Here is a 17,534-nt window from a genome sequence, read left to right on the forward strand (position 1 = left end):
ACCGCCTCGCGCTGCGGCCGTGCGGGGAGCGATGTCGTGTTCACTCAGGGCTGCAAACATCAATTCCCCCCGTTCTGTTCCGTATCCTGTGCGCTCGCATTGTCGTCGAGTTCTCCGGAGAGCAGTTCCAGCAGGCTCCGTACGCTCTCTCTACGGATGTCCGCCCGGTCACCGTTCAACCGCAGCGCGGCCACTTTCTCCGAGCCGTCCGGCCCTGCCACGGCGACGTAGACCGTTCCGACCGGCTTTCCGTCCTGCTCATCGGGTCCCGCGACGCCGGTGGTCGCCACTCCCCAGTCTGCACCGAGAATCCGTCGGACACCGGTCGCCATCTGCCGGGCGACCTCGGGATCCACAGCCCCGCGCGCTGCCAGCAGGACCCCGTCCACGGCCAGCACATCCCGCTTCAGGGACGTCGCATAGGCCGTCACGGACCCGCGGAAGGAGCGCGAGGCACCGGGTACGGAAGTGAGCTCCGCCGCAACCAGGCCGCCGGTCAGCGACTCGGCGACGGCGAGGGTCTCCCCTCGCCGTACGAGCTGCTGCAGCACCCGGGCCGCGGCAGTCACCGCTCGGCCTCCGCCGGGCCACGGACCTCGGACGCCCCGGCAGCCGCCGCTGCGGCTCTTTCGGCAGCCAGACCCTGGCGCCGCAGCACCACGGCCTGACGCACGTAGTCGAGTCCGGTGACGACCGTCAGCACGACGGCCACCGCCATCACCCAGAAGCGCAGTGTGGCGAGCGGGCCGGTCAGCGCCAGGACGTACATCCCGACCGCCGTCCCCTGCGCCAGCGTCTTCATCTTCCCGCCGCGGCTGGCCGGGATCACCGCATGCCGGATCACCCAGAACCGCATCAGCGTGATACCGATCTCGCGGAAGAGGATCAGGCCGGTGACCCACCACGGCAGATCACCGAGGTACGACAGGCAGATCAGCGCGGCCCCCATGATCGCCTTGTCGGCAATCGGATCGGCGATCTTCCCGAAGTCGGTGACCAGGTTGTACGTACGCGCCAGATGACCGTCGAAGAGGTCGGTGATCATGGCAATGGCGAACGCTGCCCAGGCGAAGGACCGCCAGGCGGGGTCGTAGCCGCCGTTGTGAAGCAGCAGCACGACGAAACCCGGCACCAGCAGCAGCCGCGCCATGGTGAGGATATTGGCGATGTTCCACAGGCTGGCCTGGTTGACGGCCGCAGCGCCCAGCTTGCCGCCGCGGACCGGCTTCGCGCCGGAACCGCCTGCCGCGGATGCCGGGACTCCCGTCATCTGGCCGCCTCCGCAAGCTCGGAACACTCGGCCACCAGGTCCACTCCTTCGGTGCCCACCACCTTTGCCTCGACCATACGGCCCGGCGCAAGACCCTCGCGTGCGGTGAAGAGCACCTGGCCGTCCGTTTCGGGTGCCTGGTGCGCGGCACGCCCCACCGCGCGCGGCTCGTCCTCAGTGGGGTCGACGGACTCGACCAGCACCTGCAGGGACTCCCCGAGCCGCTCCTCGGCGCGCTGCGAGGTCAGCTCCTCGGCCAGCTGCGAGATGTGCGCGAGCCGCTCCGCGATGACGTCGGCGTCCAGCTTGTTGTCGTAACCGACCGCCTCGGTGCCCTCCTCGTCGGAGTAACCGAAGACGCCGATCGCGTCGAGCCGCGCGCCCGTGAGGAAGCGTTCCAGCTCGGCGAGGTCCGCCTCGGTCTCCCCGGGGAAGCCCACGATGAAGTTCGACCGCGCACCGGCCTGCGGCGCCTTGTTCCGGATGGTCTCCAGAAGCTCCAGGAAGCGGTCGGTGTCGCCGAAGCGGCGCATCGCCCGCAGCACACCGGGGGCGGAGTGCTGGAAGGAAAGGTCGAAGTACGGGGCGACCTTCGGCGTCGAGGTCAGTACGTCGATCAGACCCGGCCGCATCTCGGCGGGCTGCAGGTAGCTGACCCGGATCCGCTCGATCCCGTCGACATCTGCGAGCTCCGGCAGCAGCGTCTCCAGCAGCCGGATGTCGCCGAGGTCCTTGCCGTACGAGGTGTTGTTCTCGGAGACCAGCATGACCTCCTTGACGCCCTGCTCGGCCAGCCAGCGGGTCTCCTGCAGTACGTCCGAGGGACGCCGCGAGATGAAGGAACCGCGGAAGGACGGGATGGCGCAGAAGGAGCAGCGGCGGTCGCAGCCGGAGGCGAGCTTCACCGAGGCGACCGGACTGGTGCCCAGCCGACGGCGCAGCGGGGCACGCGGCCCGGAGACCGGGGCAACGCCGTCCGGCAGGTCCGCGGGGGCCGGCGCGGCTTCCTGCGCATGTCCGGGCAGCGCGACGGCGGCATCCTGCCGCTCGGCCGGGCTGATCGGCAGCAGCTTGCGCCGGTCACGCGGGGTGTGGGAGGCGTGGATGCCCCCGTTGAGGATGGTCTGGAGGCGGTCGGAGATGTCGGCGTAGTCGTCGAATCCGAGGACCCCGTCGGCTTCCGGCAGGGCTTCGGCAAGATCCTTGCCGTAGCGTTCGGCCATGCAGCCGACGGCGACCACGGCCTGGGTTCGGCCGTGATCCTTCAGATCGTTGGCTTCGAGGAGTGCGTCGACGGAGTCCTTCTTGGCGGCCTCGACGAACCCACAGGTGTTGACGACGGCGACATCCGCGTCGGAGGCATCCTCGACGAGCTCCCAGCCGTCCGCTGCCAAGCGGCCTGCGAGCTCCTCCGAGTCCACCTCGTTACGGGCGCAGCCAAGAGTGACAAGGGCGACGGTACGGCGTTCGGGCATGGGCTCAAGACTACTTTGTCCTGGCACGGGCCCCGCCGAGCAGGGTTCCTCTGTGACAGCGAGTAACAACGGGTCGAGCGCCCGGCTGGACCGCCGGGCGCTCGTGTCACAACGTACTGCGGGTCAGCCGACCTCGGGGTCGCCCTTCGTGTACGTGAGCCGTTCGACCTGACCCGGCTGGAACTTGTCCTCGACCTTCTTGCCGTTGACGAAGAGCTCGATCGAACCGGCGTCTCCGAGGACGAGGTCGACGCGCTCCTTGTCCTGGAAGGTCTTGGACTGGCCCTTCTGCAGCAGACCGTCGAAGAGCATCCGTCCGTTGTGGTCCTTGGCGGAGATCCAGCTCTTGCCCTGAGTGGCGCTGAGCTTGACCGTCACCTTGTCCCGCGGGGCCGCGGCGATGGCACTGTCGGAGGGTACGGGCTTGGGGGCTGCGGACTTGGTTTGCTTGGGCGTGGGACTGTTCGTGTTGGGCGTCGAGCCCTCCGCGACCTGGGTGGGCGTATCGCCGTCGTCGCCACCCTTCAAAAAGGTGAAACCGACGAAACCGATAACAACCACGATCGCCGCGACCATGGCGGCGGTCCAGTTGGGCCGACGGGGATCGGAACGGATCCGCTCGGCTTCGAACAGCGGCGCCGCCGGTGTGGGCGCGGGTCGGCCGCCGTGCTCGCCGTCGTACTGCGAAACCAGTGGTTCCGGATCGATGCCGACGGCACGCGCCAACGTACGGACATGGCCGCGAGCGTATACATCGCCGCCACAGCGGGTGAAGTCGTCCTCTTCGATCGCGTGCACGATGGGGATGCGCACCCGGGTGGACGAGCTGACCTCTTCGACCGTGAGACCTGCGGCGATTCGAGCCTGCTGGAGCACTCGACCGATCGAAGGCCGGTCGTCTTCGGGGGAGTTGCCGATGGACACGGGGGCGCCTTTCGAGCGTGAGCCACCTGCTGGGTGTTCAGTCTAGGGGTGGTACGAAAGGGTGGGGCAACCGGGAGAGAGGACTTTGTACGCCATCAGATTCGAACACTGTCCCATTTACCGGACCGCCCCGTGGAAGTACATTCTGCTGTCCTTCCAGTCAAATTGACGTACGACCCGACGAAACGGTTGCTCTTCCCACCCTTACGACGCTGTTTCCCCACGGATCTGGGCCAACACCCCGTCCAGCTCGTCCGGTTTCACCATGACGTCGCGCGCCTTGGACCCCTCGCTCGGTCCGACGATGTTGCGCGACTCCATCAGGTCCATCAGCCGGCCTGCCTTGGCAAAACCGACCCGCAGCTTGCGCTGGAGCATCGAGGTGGACCCGAACTGGGTGGAGACGACCAGTTCGGCTGCCTGGCAGAGCAGGTCGAGGTCGTCGCCGATGTCCTCGTCGATCTCCTTCTTCTTGGCGGAGCCGACCACCACGTCCTCGCGGAAGACCGGCGCCATCTGATCCTTGCAGTGCTGGACGATGGCCGCGACCTCGTCCTCGGTGACGAAGGCGCCCTGCATTCGGGTGGGCTTGTTGGCGCCCATCGGCAGGAACAGTCCGTCACCCTTTCCGATGAGCTTCTCGGCACCGGGCTGATCCAGGATCACGCGGCTGTCGGCGAGCGACGAGGTCGCAAAGGCGAGCCGGGAGGGCACGTTCGCCTTGATCAGACCGGTGACGACGTCGACCGACGGCCGCTGGGTCGCAAGTACCAGGTGGATACCGGCAGCACGCGCCAACTGGGTGATGCGGACGATGGCGTCCTCGACGTCACGTGGAGCGACCATCATCAGGTCGGCGAGCTCGTCGACGATCACCAGGAGATACGGGTACGGCGAGAGCTCGCGCTCGCTGCCTTCCGGCTGCTTGACCTTGCCGTTGCGCACAGCCTGGTTGAAGTCGTCGATGTGCCGGAAACCGAACGCGGCCAGGTCGTCGTACCGGAGGTCCATCTCCCGTACGACCCATTGCAGCGCCTCGGCGGCGCGCTTCGGGTTGGTGATGATCGGCGTGATCAGGTGCGGGATGCCCTCGTAAGCGGTCAGTTCGACGCGCTTGGGGTCGACCAGCACCATCCGCACGTCGTCGGGGGTCGCCCGCACCATGACCGAGGTGATCAGGCAGTTGATGCAGGACGACTTGCCGGAACCGGTCGCACCGGCCACCAGCACGTGCGGCATCTTCGCGAGGTTGGCCATCACGTAGCCGCCCTCGACGTCCTTGCCGAGCGCGACCAGCATCGGGTGGTCGTCCTCGGCCGCGTCCGCGAGGCGCAGCACATCGCCGAGGTTGACCATCTCCCGGTCGGTGTTGGGGATCTCGATGCCGACGGCGGACTTCCCCGGGATCGGCGAGATGATCCGGACGTCGGGGCTGGCGACGGCATACGCGATGTTCTTGGCCAGCGCGGTGATCCGCTCGACCTTAACGGCCGGGCCGAGCTCCACCTCGTACCGCGTCACCGTCGGTCCGCGGGTGAAGCCGGTGACGGCGGCGTCGACCTTGAACTCGGTGAAGACGTTGGTCAGGGAGGCGACGATCGCGTCGTTGGCAGCACTCCGGGTCTTGCCCGGACCGCCGCGTTCCAGCAGATCGAGCGAGGGCAGCGCGTACGTGATGTCGCCGGAGAGCTGCAGTTGCTCGGCGCGGGCCGGCAGGGGCTGGGACTGCGACGGATCGGGAGCCGGCTTCGTCAGATCGGGTACGCCGCCGGAGGTCGCCGCGCCCTTCCTCGCCCCGGTGCCCGGCTCCGCCTCGCGGGCGCCCGGCACCGGAGTGCCCGAGCGGTCGTGGTCACGCTCGACGGAGATGCCCTGGGTCAGGTCGGCGACGATTGCCGAGGGCGGCATGCCGTTGAGCACCGCGCCGTCGAGCGCCGCCGCCGCGGCCGCGGCGACATCCACCGCGTCCATGGTGCGGTTCATGGCGGGCTGCACGGACGGCCTGCGCGGCCTGCGGCGCTTGGAGAGCGCCTCGGCCTCCGCCTGCTCGGGAGCGTACTCCTCGGGCGCCTCCGAACGGCGCACGGACGAACGCCGCGAGCGGGCGGGAAGCGCCTCGCGCCACTGCTCGTCGTACCGCTCGTCGTCGCTCTCGCCCTCCGCCTCGGGGTCGTACACCGGGTCGACGATCCCCAGCCTGGAGCCGAGCAGCCGCAGCCGCTGCGGGATCGCGTTCACCGGGGTCGCGGTGACGACGAGCAGACCGAAGACAGTGAGCAGCAGAAGCAGCGGTACGGCGAGGACCTCGCCCATCGCGAAGACCAGCGGCTTGGAGGCGGCCCAGCCGATGAGTCCGCCGGCGTCCTGCATCGCCTCCGTGCCGTCCCCGCGGCCCGGTGATCCGCACGCGATGTGGACCTGCCCGAGCACACCGATGACCAAGGCGGACAGTCCGATGACGATACGGCCGTTGGCCTCGGGCTTCTCTGGGTAGAGGATCAGCCGTACGGCGATGGCACCGAGCAGTATGGGTACGAGCAGATCGAGCCGCCCGAAGGCGCCGGTGACGAGCATCTCGACGAGGTCGCCGACGGGGCCCCGCAGATTCGACCAGGTGCCCGCAGCCACGACCAGCGCGAGACCGAGCAGCAGCAGCGCGACGCCGTCCTTGCGGTGTGCGGGATCGAGCCCCTTGGCACCGCGGCCTATGCCGCGGAACATCGCGCCGACGGCGTGGGCCGCACCGAGCCAGACGGCGCGCACCAGCCGGTACACACCCCCGGTGGGAGACGGTGCGGGCCTGGGCGCAGCCGCCTTCTTCGCCACCGCCTTCTTGGCCGGAGCCTTCTTCGCGGGTGCAGTCTTCTTCGCGGGCGCGGTCTTCTTCGCGGGCGCGGCTTTCTTCGCCGGGCCCGCAGTACGGCCGGGACGCTTCGCGGTGCCCGCCGTGCCCTGGGAACCCTTGCCGGACGTACGTGAGGCCATGGGGCCGAGATTACCGGTGTTGGCCGCCGTGAACACGTGCGCCTCTTGGTTCACCCCACCGTGTCGCCCTGCAGAGACCGGAAACTGACACGCTCTCACCAGGGCTGAGTCGAGCGGCCGTCCCCGAACCCGGTTCCCGGGCCGGGGGGTTCGGCGAGCGGTGGCGTTACGAGGGAAGCGCGGCCGTGCCGCTTCCGGTGCCGGGCTCCAGCGCATCGAGCGCGCGCCTCAGTCCGGTCAGTTTCCGTTCGAGGTGGGCCGCGGTGGCCACCGCGGCGGCGTCCGCCGACTCGTCGTCAAGCTGCTTGGAGAGCGCCTCCGCCTGCTCCTCGACGGCCGCGAGGCGCGCCGAGAGCTCGGCCAGCAGACCGGCAGGCTCCTTCTCCTGGCCGGCGCCGGGGTGGCCGCCGCCCTCCAGCTGCAGCCGCAACAGCGCCGCCTGCTCACGCAACTGACAGTTCTTCATGTACAGCTCGACGAAGACCGAGACCTTGGCACGCAGCACCCAGGGATCGAACGGCTTCGAGATGTAGTCCACCGCGCCGGCCGCGTAACCCCGGAAGGTGTGGTGCGGACCGTGGTTGATCGCGGTGAGGAAGATGATCGGGATGTCCCGGGTCCGCTCCCGCCGCTTGATGTGTGCAGCGGTCTCGAAACCATCCATTCCCGGCATCTGAACGTCCAGCAGAATGACCGCGAAATCGTCCGTGAGCAGCGCTTTGAGCGCTTCCTCCCCTGACGATGCCCGTACCAGCGTCTGATCGAGCGCAGAGAGGATGGCCTCCAGCGCCAGCAGATTCTCCGGCCGGTCATCGACCAGGAGGATCTTGGCCTTCTGCACCATGGCCCGTCCTCCTCGCCCCGGAATTGCACCGGGCGCCGCCCCAGGGGACGACTCCCTTACGCCGTCCGTCCTTGTGCCGGTCATGGTAGCCGCACCCCGCCCGTCACCACACCCTGTCACCGCGATGTCACTGTGCACATACCGAAAACGCGGTGGGAGACCAGAAGGTTCCCCGTCCACCGCGTTCTCACACCCCTTCGAGCGCAGTCGATCAGCAACCTATCGCGATTCGTTCCAGAGGCGATCACTCTCCGCGCATCCACTGCTCCATGACGGAGAGCAGATGATCAGCATCGGCAGGCTTGGTGACATAGTCGGAAGCGCCGGAGTCGATCGCCTTCTCCCGGTCGCCCTTCATCGCCTTCGCGGTCAGCGCGATGATGGGCAGCCCGGCGAATTGCGGCATCCTGCGGATCGCCGTCGTCGTCGCGTAGCCGTCCATCTCCGGCATCATGATGTCCATCAGCACGACCGTCACATCGTCGTGCTGCTCCAGGACTTCGATGCCCTCGCGCCCGTTCTCCGCGTACAGCACCGAGAGCCCGTGCTGCTCCAGCACGCTGGTGAGCGCGAAGACGTTACGGATGTCGTCGTCGACGATGAGGACCTTCTCGCCGTTGAACCGGAAGACCCTGCGGGCCTCGGACTCCTCCTGGCCGGACTGGGTCAACGACTCCTGAGCCGGTGCAGCCGGCCCGGCGTGCCCAGCGGTCCTGGGCGGCAGCGCGGTCCGCCGCTCCGCCCCGCCGAGTGCCTTGCGACGCCGCCGGAACAGCCCCGCGGAACCGGCCGCGTCATGCAGCACCGTCCCCGAACCCGTGTCCGGGACCAGACCGTTCCCGGCCGCGGCACCGTGCGCCTCGATGGAACCGGGGCCGGTCTGCGGGTAGCCCTGCGCCGGCAGCTCGCTGAGGTGCAGGGGCAGATACAGCGTGAAGGTCGAGCCGCGGCCCGGCTCGCTCGACGCGTGGATCTCGCCACCGAGCAGCCGGGCGATCTCCCGGCTGATGGACAGCCCGAGCCCCGTACCGCCGTACTTGCGGCTGGTCGTACCGTCCGCCTGCTTGAACGCCTCGAAGATCACCAGCATCTTGCTGGACGCGATCCCGATCCCGGTGTCGGTGACCGAGAACGCGATCAGATCGGCGTCGGCGTCGCGCAGCGAACCGGCTTCCAGGAGCTGCTCGCGGATGGCGTTCGGCACATCCGCGCCGGCCGGCCGGATCACCAGCTCGACGGCGCCGCTGTCGGTGAACTTCACCGCGTTGGAAAGGAGGTTCCGCAATACCTGGAGAAGCCGCTGCTCGTCCGTGTGCAGGGTGGCGGGAAGCTCCGGCGACACCCGTACAGAGAAGTCGAGCCCCTTCTCGGCGGTGAGCGGCCGGAAGGTCGCCTCCACGTAGTCGACCAGCTGGACCAGTGCGATCCGGGTCGGGCTGACGTCCATCTTGCCCGCCTCGACCTTCGACAGATCGAGGATGTCGTTGATCAGCTGCAGCAGGTCGGAACCTGCGCCGTGGATCGTCTCGGCGAACTCCACCTGCTTCGGGGAGAGATTCTCCTCGGCGTTGTCCGCGAGCAGCTTGGCCAGGATGAGCAGTGAGTTGAGCGGCGTGCGCAGCTCGTGCGACATGTTCGCCAGGAACTCGGACTTGTAGCGCATCGAGACCGCGAGCTGCTCGGCACGCTCCTCCAGGACCTGCCGTGCCTCCTCGATCTCGGTGTTCTTCACCTCGATGTCACGGTTCTGCTGGGCCAGCAGTTCGGCCTTCTCCTCCAGTTCGGCGTTGGACGCCTGGAGCGCCTTCTGCCGGTTCTCCAGTTCCTCCGAGCGGTCGCGCAGCTGCTCGGTCAGCTCCTGCGACTGCTCCAGAAGCTTCTCCGTCTTGGTGTTGACGCTGATCGTGTTGACGCTGGTCGCGATCATCTCGGCGAGCTGGTTGAGAAAGTCCCGCTGGATGTGGGTGAACGGCTGGAACGAGGCCAGCTCGATCACGCCGAGGACCTGCCCCTCGAAGAGCACCGGCAGCACGATCACATGCGCCGGCGGTGCCTCGCCGAGGCCCGAGGAGATCTTCAGATAGCCCGGCGGCACGTTGTCCACCTGGATCGTCCGCTTCTCCTCCGCCGCCGTACCGATGAGCGTTTCGCCGGGCCGGAAGGACGTCGGCATCGAGCCTGCGGAGTAGCCGTAGCTGCCCCGCATGCGGAGTACGTACGCACCCTCCTGGTCCGCGTCCGCCACCACCGCGTCGGTGTCACCGGTCGGCATCGCCAGGAAGAACGCGCCGTGCTGCGCCGAGACGACCGGGGTCAGCTCGCTCATGATCAGCGAGGCGACGTCGTCGAGATCCCGGCGTCCCTGCATCAGACCGGAGATCCGGGCGAGGTTGCCCTTGAGCCAGTCCTGCTCCTTGTTGGTGGCCGTGGTGTCGCGCAGGTTGGCGATCATCGTGTTGATGTTGTCCTGCAGGGCCTGGATCTCGCCGGCCGCGTCCACATCGATCTTGAGGTTGAGATCTCCGCGGGTCACTGCGGTGGCGACGGCCGCGATGGCCCGCACCTGACGGGTCAGGTTCCCGGCCATCTCGTTCACGGACTCGGTGAGATCGCGCCAGGTTCCGTCGACGTCCCGGACCCGTGCCTGACCGCCCAGCTGACCCTCCGTGCCCACCTCACGGGCCACCCGGGTCACCTGCTCGGCGAAGGACGACAGCTGGTCGACCATCGTGTTGATGGTGTTCTTCAGCTCCTGGATCTCACCGCGCGCGTCGATGTCGATCTTCTTGGTGAGATCGCCCTTGGCGATGGCGGTGGTGACCGTGGCGATCTGACGCACCTGGCCGGTCAGGTTGGACGCCATCGAGTTCACCGACTCGGTGAGGTCCTTCCACGTACCGGAGACGCCCGGCACCCGTGCCTGACCGCCCAGCTCGCCCTCGGTACCCACCTCACGGGCGACTCGCGTCACCTCGTCGGCGAACGAGGACAGCGTCGTCACCATCGTGTTGACGGTGTCGGCGAGCTCGGCGACCTCGCCGCGCGCCTCGACGGTGACCTTCTTGGTCAGATCGCCGTTGGCGACCGCGGACGAGACCCGGGAGATGTTCCGCACCTGGCTGGTCAGGTTGTTGGCCATCAGATTGACGTTGTCGCTGAGGTCCTTCCAGATGCCGGTGGCACCGCGTACCCGCGCCTGACCGCCCAGGATGCCCTCGGTGCCCACCTCACGGGCGACCCGCGTCACCTCATCGGCGAAGTTGAGCAGCTGGTCGACCATCGTGTTGACGGTCGTCACCAGTTCGAGGATCTCGCCCTTGGCGTCGACGGTGATCTTCTTGGAGAGATCGCCCTTGGCGACCGCGGTGGTGACCTCGGCGATGTTGCGGACCTGCAAGGTCAGGTTGTTCGCCATGCCGTTGACGGACTGGGTGAGGTCCTTCCACGTACCGGACACACCCTGCACCTCGGCCTGGCCGCCCAGGATGCCTTCCGTACCCACCTCACGGGCGACCCGCGTCACCTGCTCGGCGAAGTTCGAGAGCTGGTCCACCATCGTGTTGAGGGTGTTCTTCAGCTCCAGGATCTCGCCGCGGGCGTCCACGTCGATCTTCTGCGACAGGTCACCGCGCGCCACCGCGGTGGCGACCTGCGCGATGTTACGGACCTGAGCGGTGAGGTTCCCCGCCATGCCGTTCACCGAGTCGGTCAGATCGCGCCACACCCCGGCCACGCCGGGAACCTGCGCCTGGCCGCCGAGCCGGCCGTCGGTGCCCACCTCGCGGGCCACCCTGGTCACCTGGTCGGCGAAGGCGGAGAGCTGGTCGACCATCGTGTTGATGGTGTTCTTCAACTCGAGGATCTCGCCGCGGGCGTCCACGTCGATCTTCTGCGACAGGTCGCCCCGCGCGACCGCCGTGGTCACCTGCGCGATCTGACGCACCTGGGAGGTCAGGTTCCCGGCCATGAAGTTGACGGAGTCGGTGAGCTCCTTCCAGGTACCGGAGACGCCGTCGACCCGCGCCTGACCGCCGAGGCGGCCCTCCGTGCCCACGTCCCGCGCCATCCGGGTCACCTGGTCGGCGAAGGACGACAGCTGCGCCACCATCGTGTTGACGGTGTTCTTCAGCTCCAGCATCTCGCCGGCCACATCCACAGTGACCTTCTGCGACAGATCACCGTTCGCGACCGCGGTCGTCACCTGCGCGATGTCCCGCACCTGACCCGTCAGGTTCCGGAACGCCGTGTTCACCGAGTCCGTGAGGTCCTTCCACGTTCCCGCCGCACCCGGCACCTCTGCCTGACCGCCCAGCCGGCCCTCGACACCGACCTCCCGGGCGACCCGGGTCACTTCCGAGCCGAAGGACTGGAGCTGGTCCACCATCGTGTTGACGGTGTTCTTCAGCTCCAGCATCTCGCCGGCCACATCCACAGTGACCTTCTGCGTCATGTCACCGCTGGCCACCGCCGTGGTCACCTGCGCGATGTCCCGCACCTGCGTCGTCAGGTTCCGGAAGACCGTGTTCACCGAGTCGGTGAGGTCCTTCCAGGTACCCGCCGCACCGGGCACCTGCGCCTGCCCGCCGAGCAGCCCCTCGCCACCGACCTCGCTGGCCACCCGCGTCACTTCGTCCGCGAAGGTCCGCAGCGTCTCGGTCATCTGGTTGATCGTCTCGGCGAGCTGCGCCACCTCGCCACGGGCGCTCACGGTGACCTTCTGCGACAGGTCGCCACTGGCGACCGCCGTCGTCACCTCCGCGATCCCGCGCACCTGTGAGGTGAGGTTCCCGGCCATCGTGTTGACGGAGTCGGTGAGGTCCTTCCACACCCCGGCCACACCGGGCACCGTCGCCTGCCCGCCGAGCTCACCCTCCGTGCCCACCTCACGGGCGACCCGGGTCACCTCGGAGGAGAACGACGACAGCTGGTCGACCATCGTGTTGACGGTGTTCTTCAGCTGCAGCATCTCGCCGGCCACGTGGACGGTGACCTTCCGCGACAGATCGCCCTTGGCGACCGCGGTCGTCACCAGGGCGATATCCCGCACCTGCGCGGTCAGCCGGTACGCCATGGTGTTGACGGAGTCCGTGAGGTCCTTCCAGGAGCCGGACATTCCGCGTACCTGGGCCTGTCCGCCCAGCTTGCCCTCGGTACCCACCTCGACCGCGACCCGCGTCACCTGCTCGGTGAATGCCGACAGCTGGTCGACCAGATTGTTGACCGTACGGGCCACCTTCAGGAACTCGCCGCGCAGCGGGCGCACGGTCTCGTCGGCCGTGTGCGACCGGAGTTCCATCCGCTGTTCCAGGTCACCGTCGGCCACTGCCGACAGCACCCGCCCGACCTCCGAGACCGGCCGCGCCAGGTCGTCGACCAGCTCGTTCGAGGCATCGATGGCCGCGGCCCAGGAGCCCTCGCAGGCCCCTGTCTCCAGGCGCTCGGTGAGCTTCCCCTCACGCCCGACCACGCGACGTACCCGGGCCAGCTCGCCGGTCAGGTGGAGATTGCGGTCGGCGACCTCGTTGAAGACCGCCGAGATCTCTGCCAGCGGCCCCTCGCCGGAGACGGTCAGACGCCTGCGGAAATTCCCGTCGCGCATCGCCACCAGGCCGGCCAGCAGTCTGTTGAGCGCCGCGGCGTCCACTTCGATGGTTCCATTGCGCTGCTTCTTCACGGACTGTCCGCCTTTTGTGCGCGTTGCTGATCCCCGCGCCGCCACGCCAGACTCCACCGTGTCCCTCCCGCAGGGGTTGACCGTATCGCTCGGGCCTTGCCTGGGATCTTGCCCAGTTCCACATTGGCTCACCGCCACACTCCACCGTCGACGGGTGACCATGCGGCCGTCAAATCGTTGAAAGCTACCAGGCCGGAACTGATCGAGGTGGAACCTCCAACGGTTGTCCCGCATCCCTCCGTTGGGAAGACCACACTTGTCCGACCGGACACCGTTTCCTGGTCGCGCTTGCCCGAAGTCGGCCCTCGTGTACCCGATACAGGGAACGAGCGTCTAGCCTGGCAGGCGAATCGAAGCGGCGAGAAACGGGCACAGGACTCGGGGAAGCGGCGAGACACCATATGGGGAGTGCTGTGATCACCGCGCGCGCGGCTGCCACCTTCGACCCGGCCGGGCGCTCCGTCGCGACCGCCCGCGCCTTTGTCCGTGACACCCTGCAGGGGTGGGGGTACGCCGACATCGTCGACGACGCGGTCGTACTCACCAGCGAGCTCGTGACCAATGCTGTGGTGCATGCGGGCACCGCCGCCGATGTGCTGTGCCTGCGTACGGAGGACGGCGTCCGGGTCGAGGTCTCCGACCACTACCCGGAGCGGGAGATCCCGCTCCAGAGCACCGGACTCGACTTCGGCAGCCCCGATCGCGAGGGCGGCCGCGGTCTGCTCCTCTGCGCGGCACTCGCTTCCCGGTGGGGCGTCGAGTACACCCCGGAGCACAAAAAGGTCTGGTTCCAGCTCGATCTCCCCGAGCGCCCGGTGGGCATCCGTTCCGCGGGCCCGCTGCTCCCCATCGACCTCCTCCCGGTCGCGGACGAGCGCGTCCGGGTCGCCGTCGTACAGATCGACCACTCCGGTTCCATCGCCGGGTGGAACGACGACGCCGCGTTCCTCTTCGGCCACACCGCGGAACAGGTCACCGGCAAACAGCTCACCGACTTCACCGCCTGGCCGCACACCCCCGGCACCAGCACCGGAATCGCCGACGCGCTCCAGCTCTCCCGCTGGGAAGGCAGTTACGGCATCCGGGGCGCCGACGGCCGCACCATCCCCGTGTACGCCTCCCACCTCAGAGTCCGCGACACCCAGGGCGAACCGTCCACGGTCTGTCTTCTGGTCCGGGACCACGAACGTGCCGTACTCCAGTCACCGGTGCGCACCCCGGTCTCCGACGCGGGCTCCGAGAGCCGCACGACGGACCCCTTCGAGGTGTTCATCGGCTCCCCCGCCCCCGACGACCTCGACGGGCTGCTCCAGCGCACCGTCGAACGGGCCCGCGACATGCTCGACGCGGATTCTGCCTTCCTGCTGTTGGCCACCGATGACGAGACCGAGCTGGAGGTCCGGGCCACGACGGGCCTCCCGTCCGCCCGCCAGCGCTTCGCCCGCGTCCCCGTGGAAGCAGGCACGGGTCGGTACGGCTCCGCCCGGATGCCGGCTGTGCACGAAGACCTCACAGTCGTCCCCGGCGCCGTGCCGCTGCTCAGCGATACCGGCATGCGCTCCGTCGTGACCGTCCCGCTGAAGGTCGAAGGACGCCTCACGGGGTCCCTGGGCGTCGCGACGGAATCGCCCGGCCGGTACACCAACGAGGAGGCACTGCGTCTCCAGTTCGCCGCGGACCGTATCGCGCTCGCCGTCGAATCGGCCCGCCTCGGCGAACTGGAAAGGCTCCGCCGCGGTTCGCTGTCCTTCCTCGTCGAGGCGTCCGACCTCCTCGCCGGCACCCTCGACCGGGACCAGACACTTGCCCTGATGGCCCAGATGACGGTCCCCACCCTGGCCACCTGGTGCGCCGTTTACACGATCGCCGACCAGTCCTCGGAGCCGTACCTCTCTTACGTCCTCCACGAGGACGAAGAACTCATCGACGGCCTCAAGGACCTGCTCTCCAAGATCTCCCCGCCGGACCCCGTGCCGTCCCCTGGCGCCCGCGTCTGGGCCGTCCCCTCCGAGGCGGCCCACGAGGCCGCCCTGCGCGCCTCCATGCGCAGTCTCGTCCGCGACCAGTCGGACGGCCCCGGCTCCGGCATCCGTACAACCCTGGCCACCGCGGCCGCGGTGGGGGGCGAGACAGTGGTCCTCCCTCTCGTCGCCCGCAACCGCGTCATCGGCATGCTCACGCTCGGCAAGCCGTCCGACGACCACTTCCGTCAAGAGATCCTCGAGCTCGCCGAGGACCTCTCCCGCCGCGCCGCGCTCGCCCTGGACAACGCCCGCCTCTACTCGGAACGCGTGGCGATCAGCCAGTCCCTCCAGCGCAGCCTGCTGCCCCCGGGCCTGCCCGACGTCCCCAATGTCGAGATCGAGGTCATCTACCGGGCGGCGGGCGAGGGCAACGAGGTCGGTGGCGACTTCTACGACGTCTTCCCGATCCGCGACGGCGCCTACGGTTTCGCCATCGGTGACGTCTGCGGTACGGGCCCGGAGGCCGCGGCCGTCACAGGGCTGGCGCGCCACGCCCTGCGCCTCCTCGCCCGCGAGGGCTTCGGCGGTCCCGCCGTCCTGGAACGCCTCAACGCCGCGATCCTCGACGAGGGCTCCCGCAGTCGTTTCCTCACCCTGCTCTACGGGGAGCTGTGGCCCCAGGAGGACGGCAGCGCCCTGCTGAAGGTGGTGTGCGCCGGGCACCCCCTTCCGCTGCGCCTGCGGCAGGACGGCACGGTCGAGACCCCGGCCGAACCGCAGCCACTGCTGGGCGTCATCGAGGACCTCGAACTGTACGAACAGACCGTCACCCTCGACCCGGGCGACGTCCTGCTGTGTGTGACGGACGGCGTCACGGAACGCCGTGAAGGCACTCGTATGCTCGGCGACGACGGTCTGGCCGATGTGCTCACAGGATGTACGGGCCTGACGGCCGGCGCGGTGGCGGGCCGTGTCCTGCGGGCGGTGGAGCGCTTCGCCGCCGACCCCGCCTCCGACGACATGGCGATCCTGGCCATGCGTGTCCCTGAACCGCCCGCCGTCTGACTGCGCCTCATCGGTGAGTGGCCTCTGACAGACTCCAAATCATGACCTCAGAGACAATCACTGCGGACACCGCAGGCACGTGGCAGCTCGGCGACCTGACCGTCAACCGTCTCGGTTTCGGCGCAATGCGCCTGACCGGCAGCGCCGCCTTCGACCTCGGTACGCCGAGCAACCGTGAGCAGTCGCTCGGGGTGCTCCGGCGCGCGATGGAGCTCGGTGTGAACCACATCGACACCGCGGCGTTCTATTTCTCGTCGCTGCGCTCAGCCAACGAGCTGATCAACCGGGCACTTGCGCCGTATCCCAAGGACCTGGTCATCACCACCAAGGTCGGCCCGGTCCGGGACCCGTCGGGCGCATGGCAGCCCCACGCCCGGCCGGAGGAGTTGCGCGGTCAGGTGGAGGAGAACCTGCGTCAACTGGGCCGCGACCACCTCGATGTGGTCAACCTCCGCCTCATGGGCCAGGATTCGGTCTCCGAGCACTTCGGCGCCCTGGCCGAGCTCCGCGAGGCCGGCCTCATCCGCCACCTCGGTATCTCCAACATCAACAGCGAACACCTCGCCGAGGCACAGTCCGTGGCCCCGGTGGTCTGCGTGCAGAACCGCTACGGCGTCCAGTCCAGGTCCACGGACGCCGACGCCATCCTGCGGCTGTGCGGAGAGCAGGGCATCGCGTTCGTGCCCTTCTTCGCCATCGCAGGCGAAGGCCGCGAGCAGGGGGTCAGTGCCGCCGACTCGAGCGGCGACGAGGTGTTGCGAACCATTGCCCGCGCGCACAGCGCGACGGTCGCTCAGGTCCGCCTGGCCTGGACCCTGCAACAGGGCCCGCACGTACTGGCCATACCTGGGACCGGCAATCCGGACCATCTCGTGGAGAACGTGGCCGCGGCAGCACTGCGCCTTTCAGCAGACGAACTGGCTCGCCTCGATTCGCTCCATGGGTAAAGCGAAAGGCCCCCACCAGTGATGGGGGCCTTTCGCTTTGACTGAGCCCCAATACGGAATCGAACCGTAGACCTTCTCCTTACCATGGAGACGCTCTACCGACTGAGCTATTGGGGCCTGCTGCCCTGCGGCAACGAGATAGAGCATACCCCGAACTCCGGGAAATGCATAACCACGCGCGGCAACGTCCGAAACACCAGCCACAACACCAGCCACGCGGGGCAGCGGGCACTACAGGGACACCACGACGGCCTGGCCCCGTGAACGCAGAAAAGCCCCGCACCAAAGGTGCGGGGCTTTCCCGGAATAATTGTTCGGCGGCGTCCTACTCTCCCACAGGGTCCCCCCTGCAGTACCATCGGCGCTGAAAGGCTTAGCTTCCGGGT

The 17,534-nt window shown here is 68.3% G+C and carries 9 protein-coding genes, 1 tRNA gene and 1 rRNA gene; 2 read left to right on the top strand and 9 right to left on the bottom strand.

Translation table 11 applies throughout. The features are described from left to right. Nucleotides 1–59 precede the first annotated feature (59 nt). From ACNPQM_RS06435 to ACNPQM_RS06465, 7 genes are all read right to left on the bottom strand, one after another. Entirely contained in the window at nt 60–569 is a 510-nt protein-coding gene (locus tag ACNPQM_RS06435) for a CinA family protein (protein WP_418083213.1), read from the bottom strand. After that, a complete protein-coding gene (pgsA, locus tag ACNPQM_RS06440) occupies nt 566–1,270 on the bottom strand; it encodes a CDP-diacylglycerol--glycerol-3-phosphate 3-phosphatidyltransferase (RefSeq protein WP_358858904.1) in 705 nt (234 codons plus the stop codon). The genes ACNPQM_RS06435 and pgsA overlap by 4 nt, the downstream gene beginning before the upstream one ends. Beyond that, a complete protein-coding gene (rimO, locus tag ACNPQM_RS06445) occupies nt 1,267–2,745 on the bottom strand; it encodes a 30S ribosomal protein S12 methylthiotransferase RimO (RefSeq protein ID WP_358858905.1) in 1,479 nt (492 codons plus the stop codon). Before rimO ends, pgsA begins: the two co-directional genes overlap by 4 nt. Nucleotides 2,746–2,868: 123 nt before the next feature. Next, entirely contained in the window at nt 2,869–3,669 is an 801-nt protein-coding gene (locus ACNPQM_RS06450; protein WP_418083214.1) for a helix-turn-helix domain-containing protein, read from the bottom strand. A 204-nt stretch (nt 3,670–3,873) separates the two neighbouring features. After that, on the bottom strand, nt 3,874–6,654 hold the full coding sequence (locus ACNPQM_RS06455; RefSeq protein WP_418083215.1) for a DNA translocase FtsK: 2,781 nt from the start codon (nt 6,652–6,654) through the stop codon (nt 3,874–3,876). Nucleotides 6,655–6,820: 166 nt separating this feature from the next. Next, the gene (locus ACNPQM_RS06460; protein WP_358858908.1) at nt 6,821–7,498 is read right to left on the bottom strand and encodes a response regulator; all 678 of its coding nucleotides are present in this window, start codon (nt 7,496–7,498) and stop codon (nt 6,821–6,823) included. Nucleotides 7,499–7,742: 244 nt separating this feature from the next. Next, nucleotides 7,743–13,172, bottom strand: a complete 5,430-nt coding sequence (locus ACNPQM_RS06465) for a HAMP domain-containing protein (protein ID WP_418083216.1) — start codon at nt 13,170–13,172, stop codon at nt 7,743–7,745. A gap of 413 nt (nt 13,173–13,585) precedes the next feature. On the opposite strand from ACNPQM_RS06465, the gene ACNPQM_RS06470 reads away from it, so the two are divergent. Both ACNPQM_RS06470 and ACNPQM_RS06475 read left to right on the top strand, forming a co-directional pair. Then, nucleotides 13,586–16,201: a SpoIIE family protein phosphatase gene (locus ACNPQM_RS06470; RefSeq protein ID WP_418083217.1), complete on the top strand. Its 2,616-nt coding sequence runs from the start codon at nt 13,586–13,588 to the stop codon at nt 16,199–16,201. Nucleotides 16,202–16,242: 41 nt separating this feature from the next. Further along, nucleotides 16,243–17,148 (top strand): oxidoreductase, encoded by a 906-nt coding sequence (locus tag ACNPQM_RS06475; RefSeq protein ID WP_358858911.1) that lies wholly within the window; start codon nt 16,243–16,245, stop codon nt 17,146–17,148. A 44-nt stretch (nt 17,149–17,192) separates the two neighbouring features. Here the strand turns inward: ACNPQM_RS06475 and ACNPQM_RS06480 are convergent. Both ACNPQM_RS06480 and rrf read right to left on the bottom strand, forming a co-directional pair. Beyond that, nucleotides 17,193–17,265, bottom strand: a tRNA-Thr gene (locus ACNPQM_RS06480). A 195-nt stretch (nt 17,266–17,460) separates the two neighbouring features. Further along, nucleotides 17,461–17,534: ribosomal RNA gene (rrf, locus tag ACNPQM_RS06485) — 5S ribosomal RNA — on the bottom strand; the annotation flags it as partial.

Source organism: Streptomyces sp. NPDC056231, from assembly GCF_048270745.1.
GTDB lineage: Bacteria > Actinomycetota > Actinomycetes > Streptomycetales > Streptomycetaceae > Streptomyces.

Excerpts from the sequence above, each read along its gene's own strand:
- rimO (WP_358858905.1), bottom strand. The coding sequence starts at position 2,745 with ATGCCCGAACGCCGTACCGTCGCCCTTGTCACTCTTGGCTGCGCCCGT.
- pgsA (WP_358858904.1), bottom strand. The coding sequence starts at position 1,270 with ATGACGGGAGTCCCGGCATCCGCGGCAGGCGGTTCCGGCGCGAAGCCG.
- ACNPQM_RS06460 (WP_358858908.1), bottom strand. The coding sequence starts at position 7,498 with ATGGTGCAGAAGGCCAAGATCCTCCTGGTCGATGACCGGCCGGAGAAT.
- ACNPQM_RS06455 (WP_418083215.1), bottom strand. The coding sequence starts at position 6,654 with ATGGCCTCACGTACGTCCGGCAAGGGTTCCCAGGGCACGGCGGGCACC.
- ACNPQM_RS06475 (WP_358858911.1), top strand. The coding sequence starts at position 16,243 with ATGACCTCAGAGACAATCACTGCGGACACCGCAGGCACGTGGCAGCTC.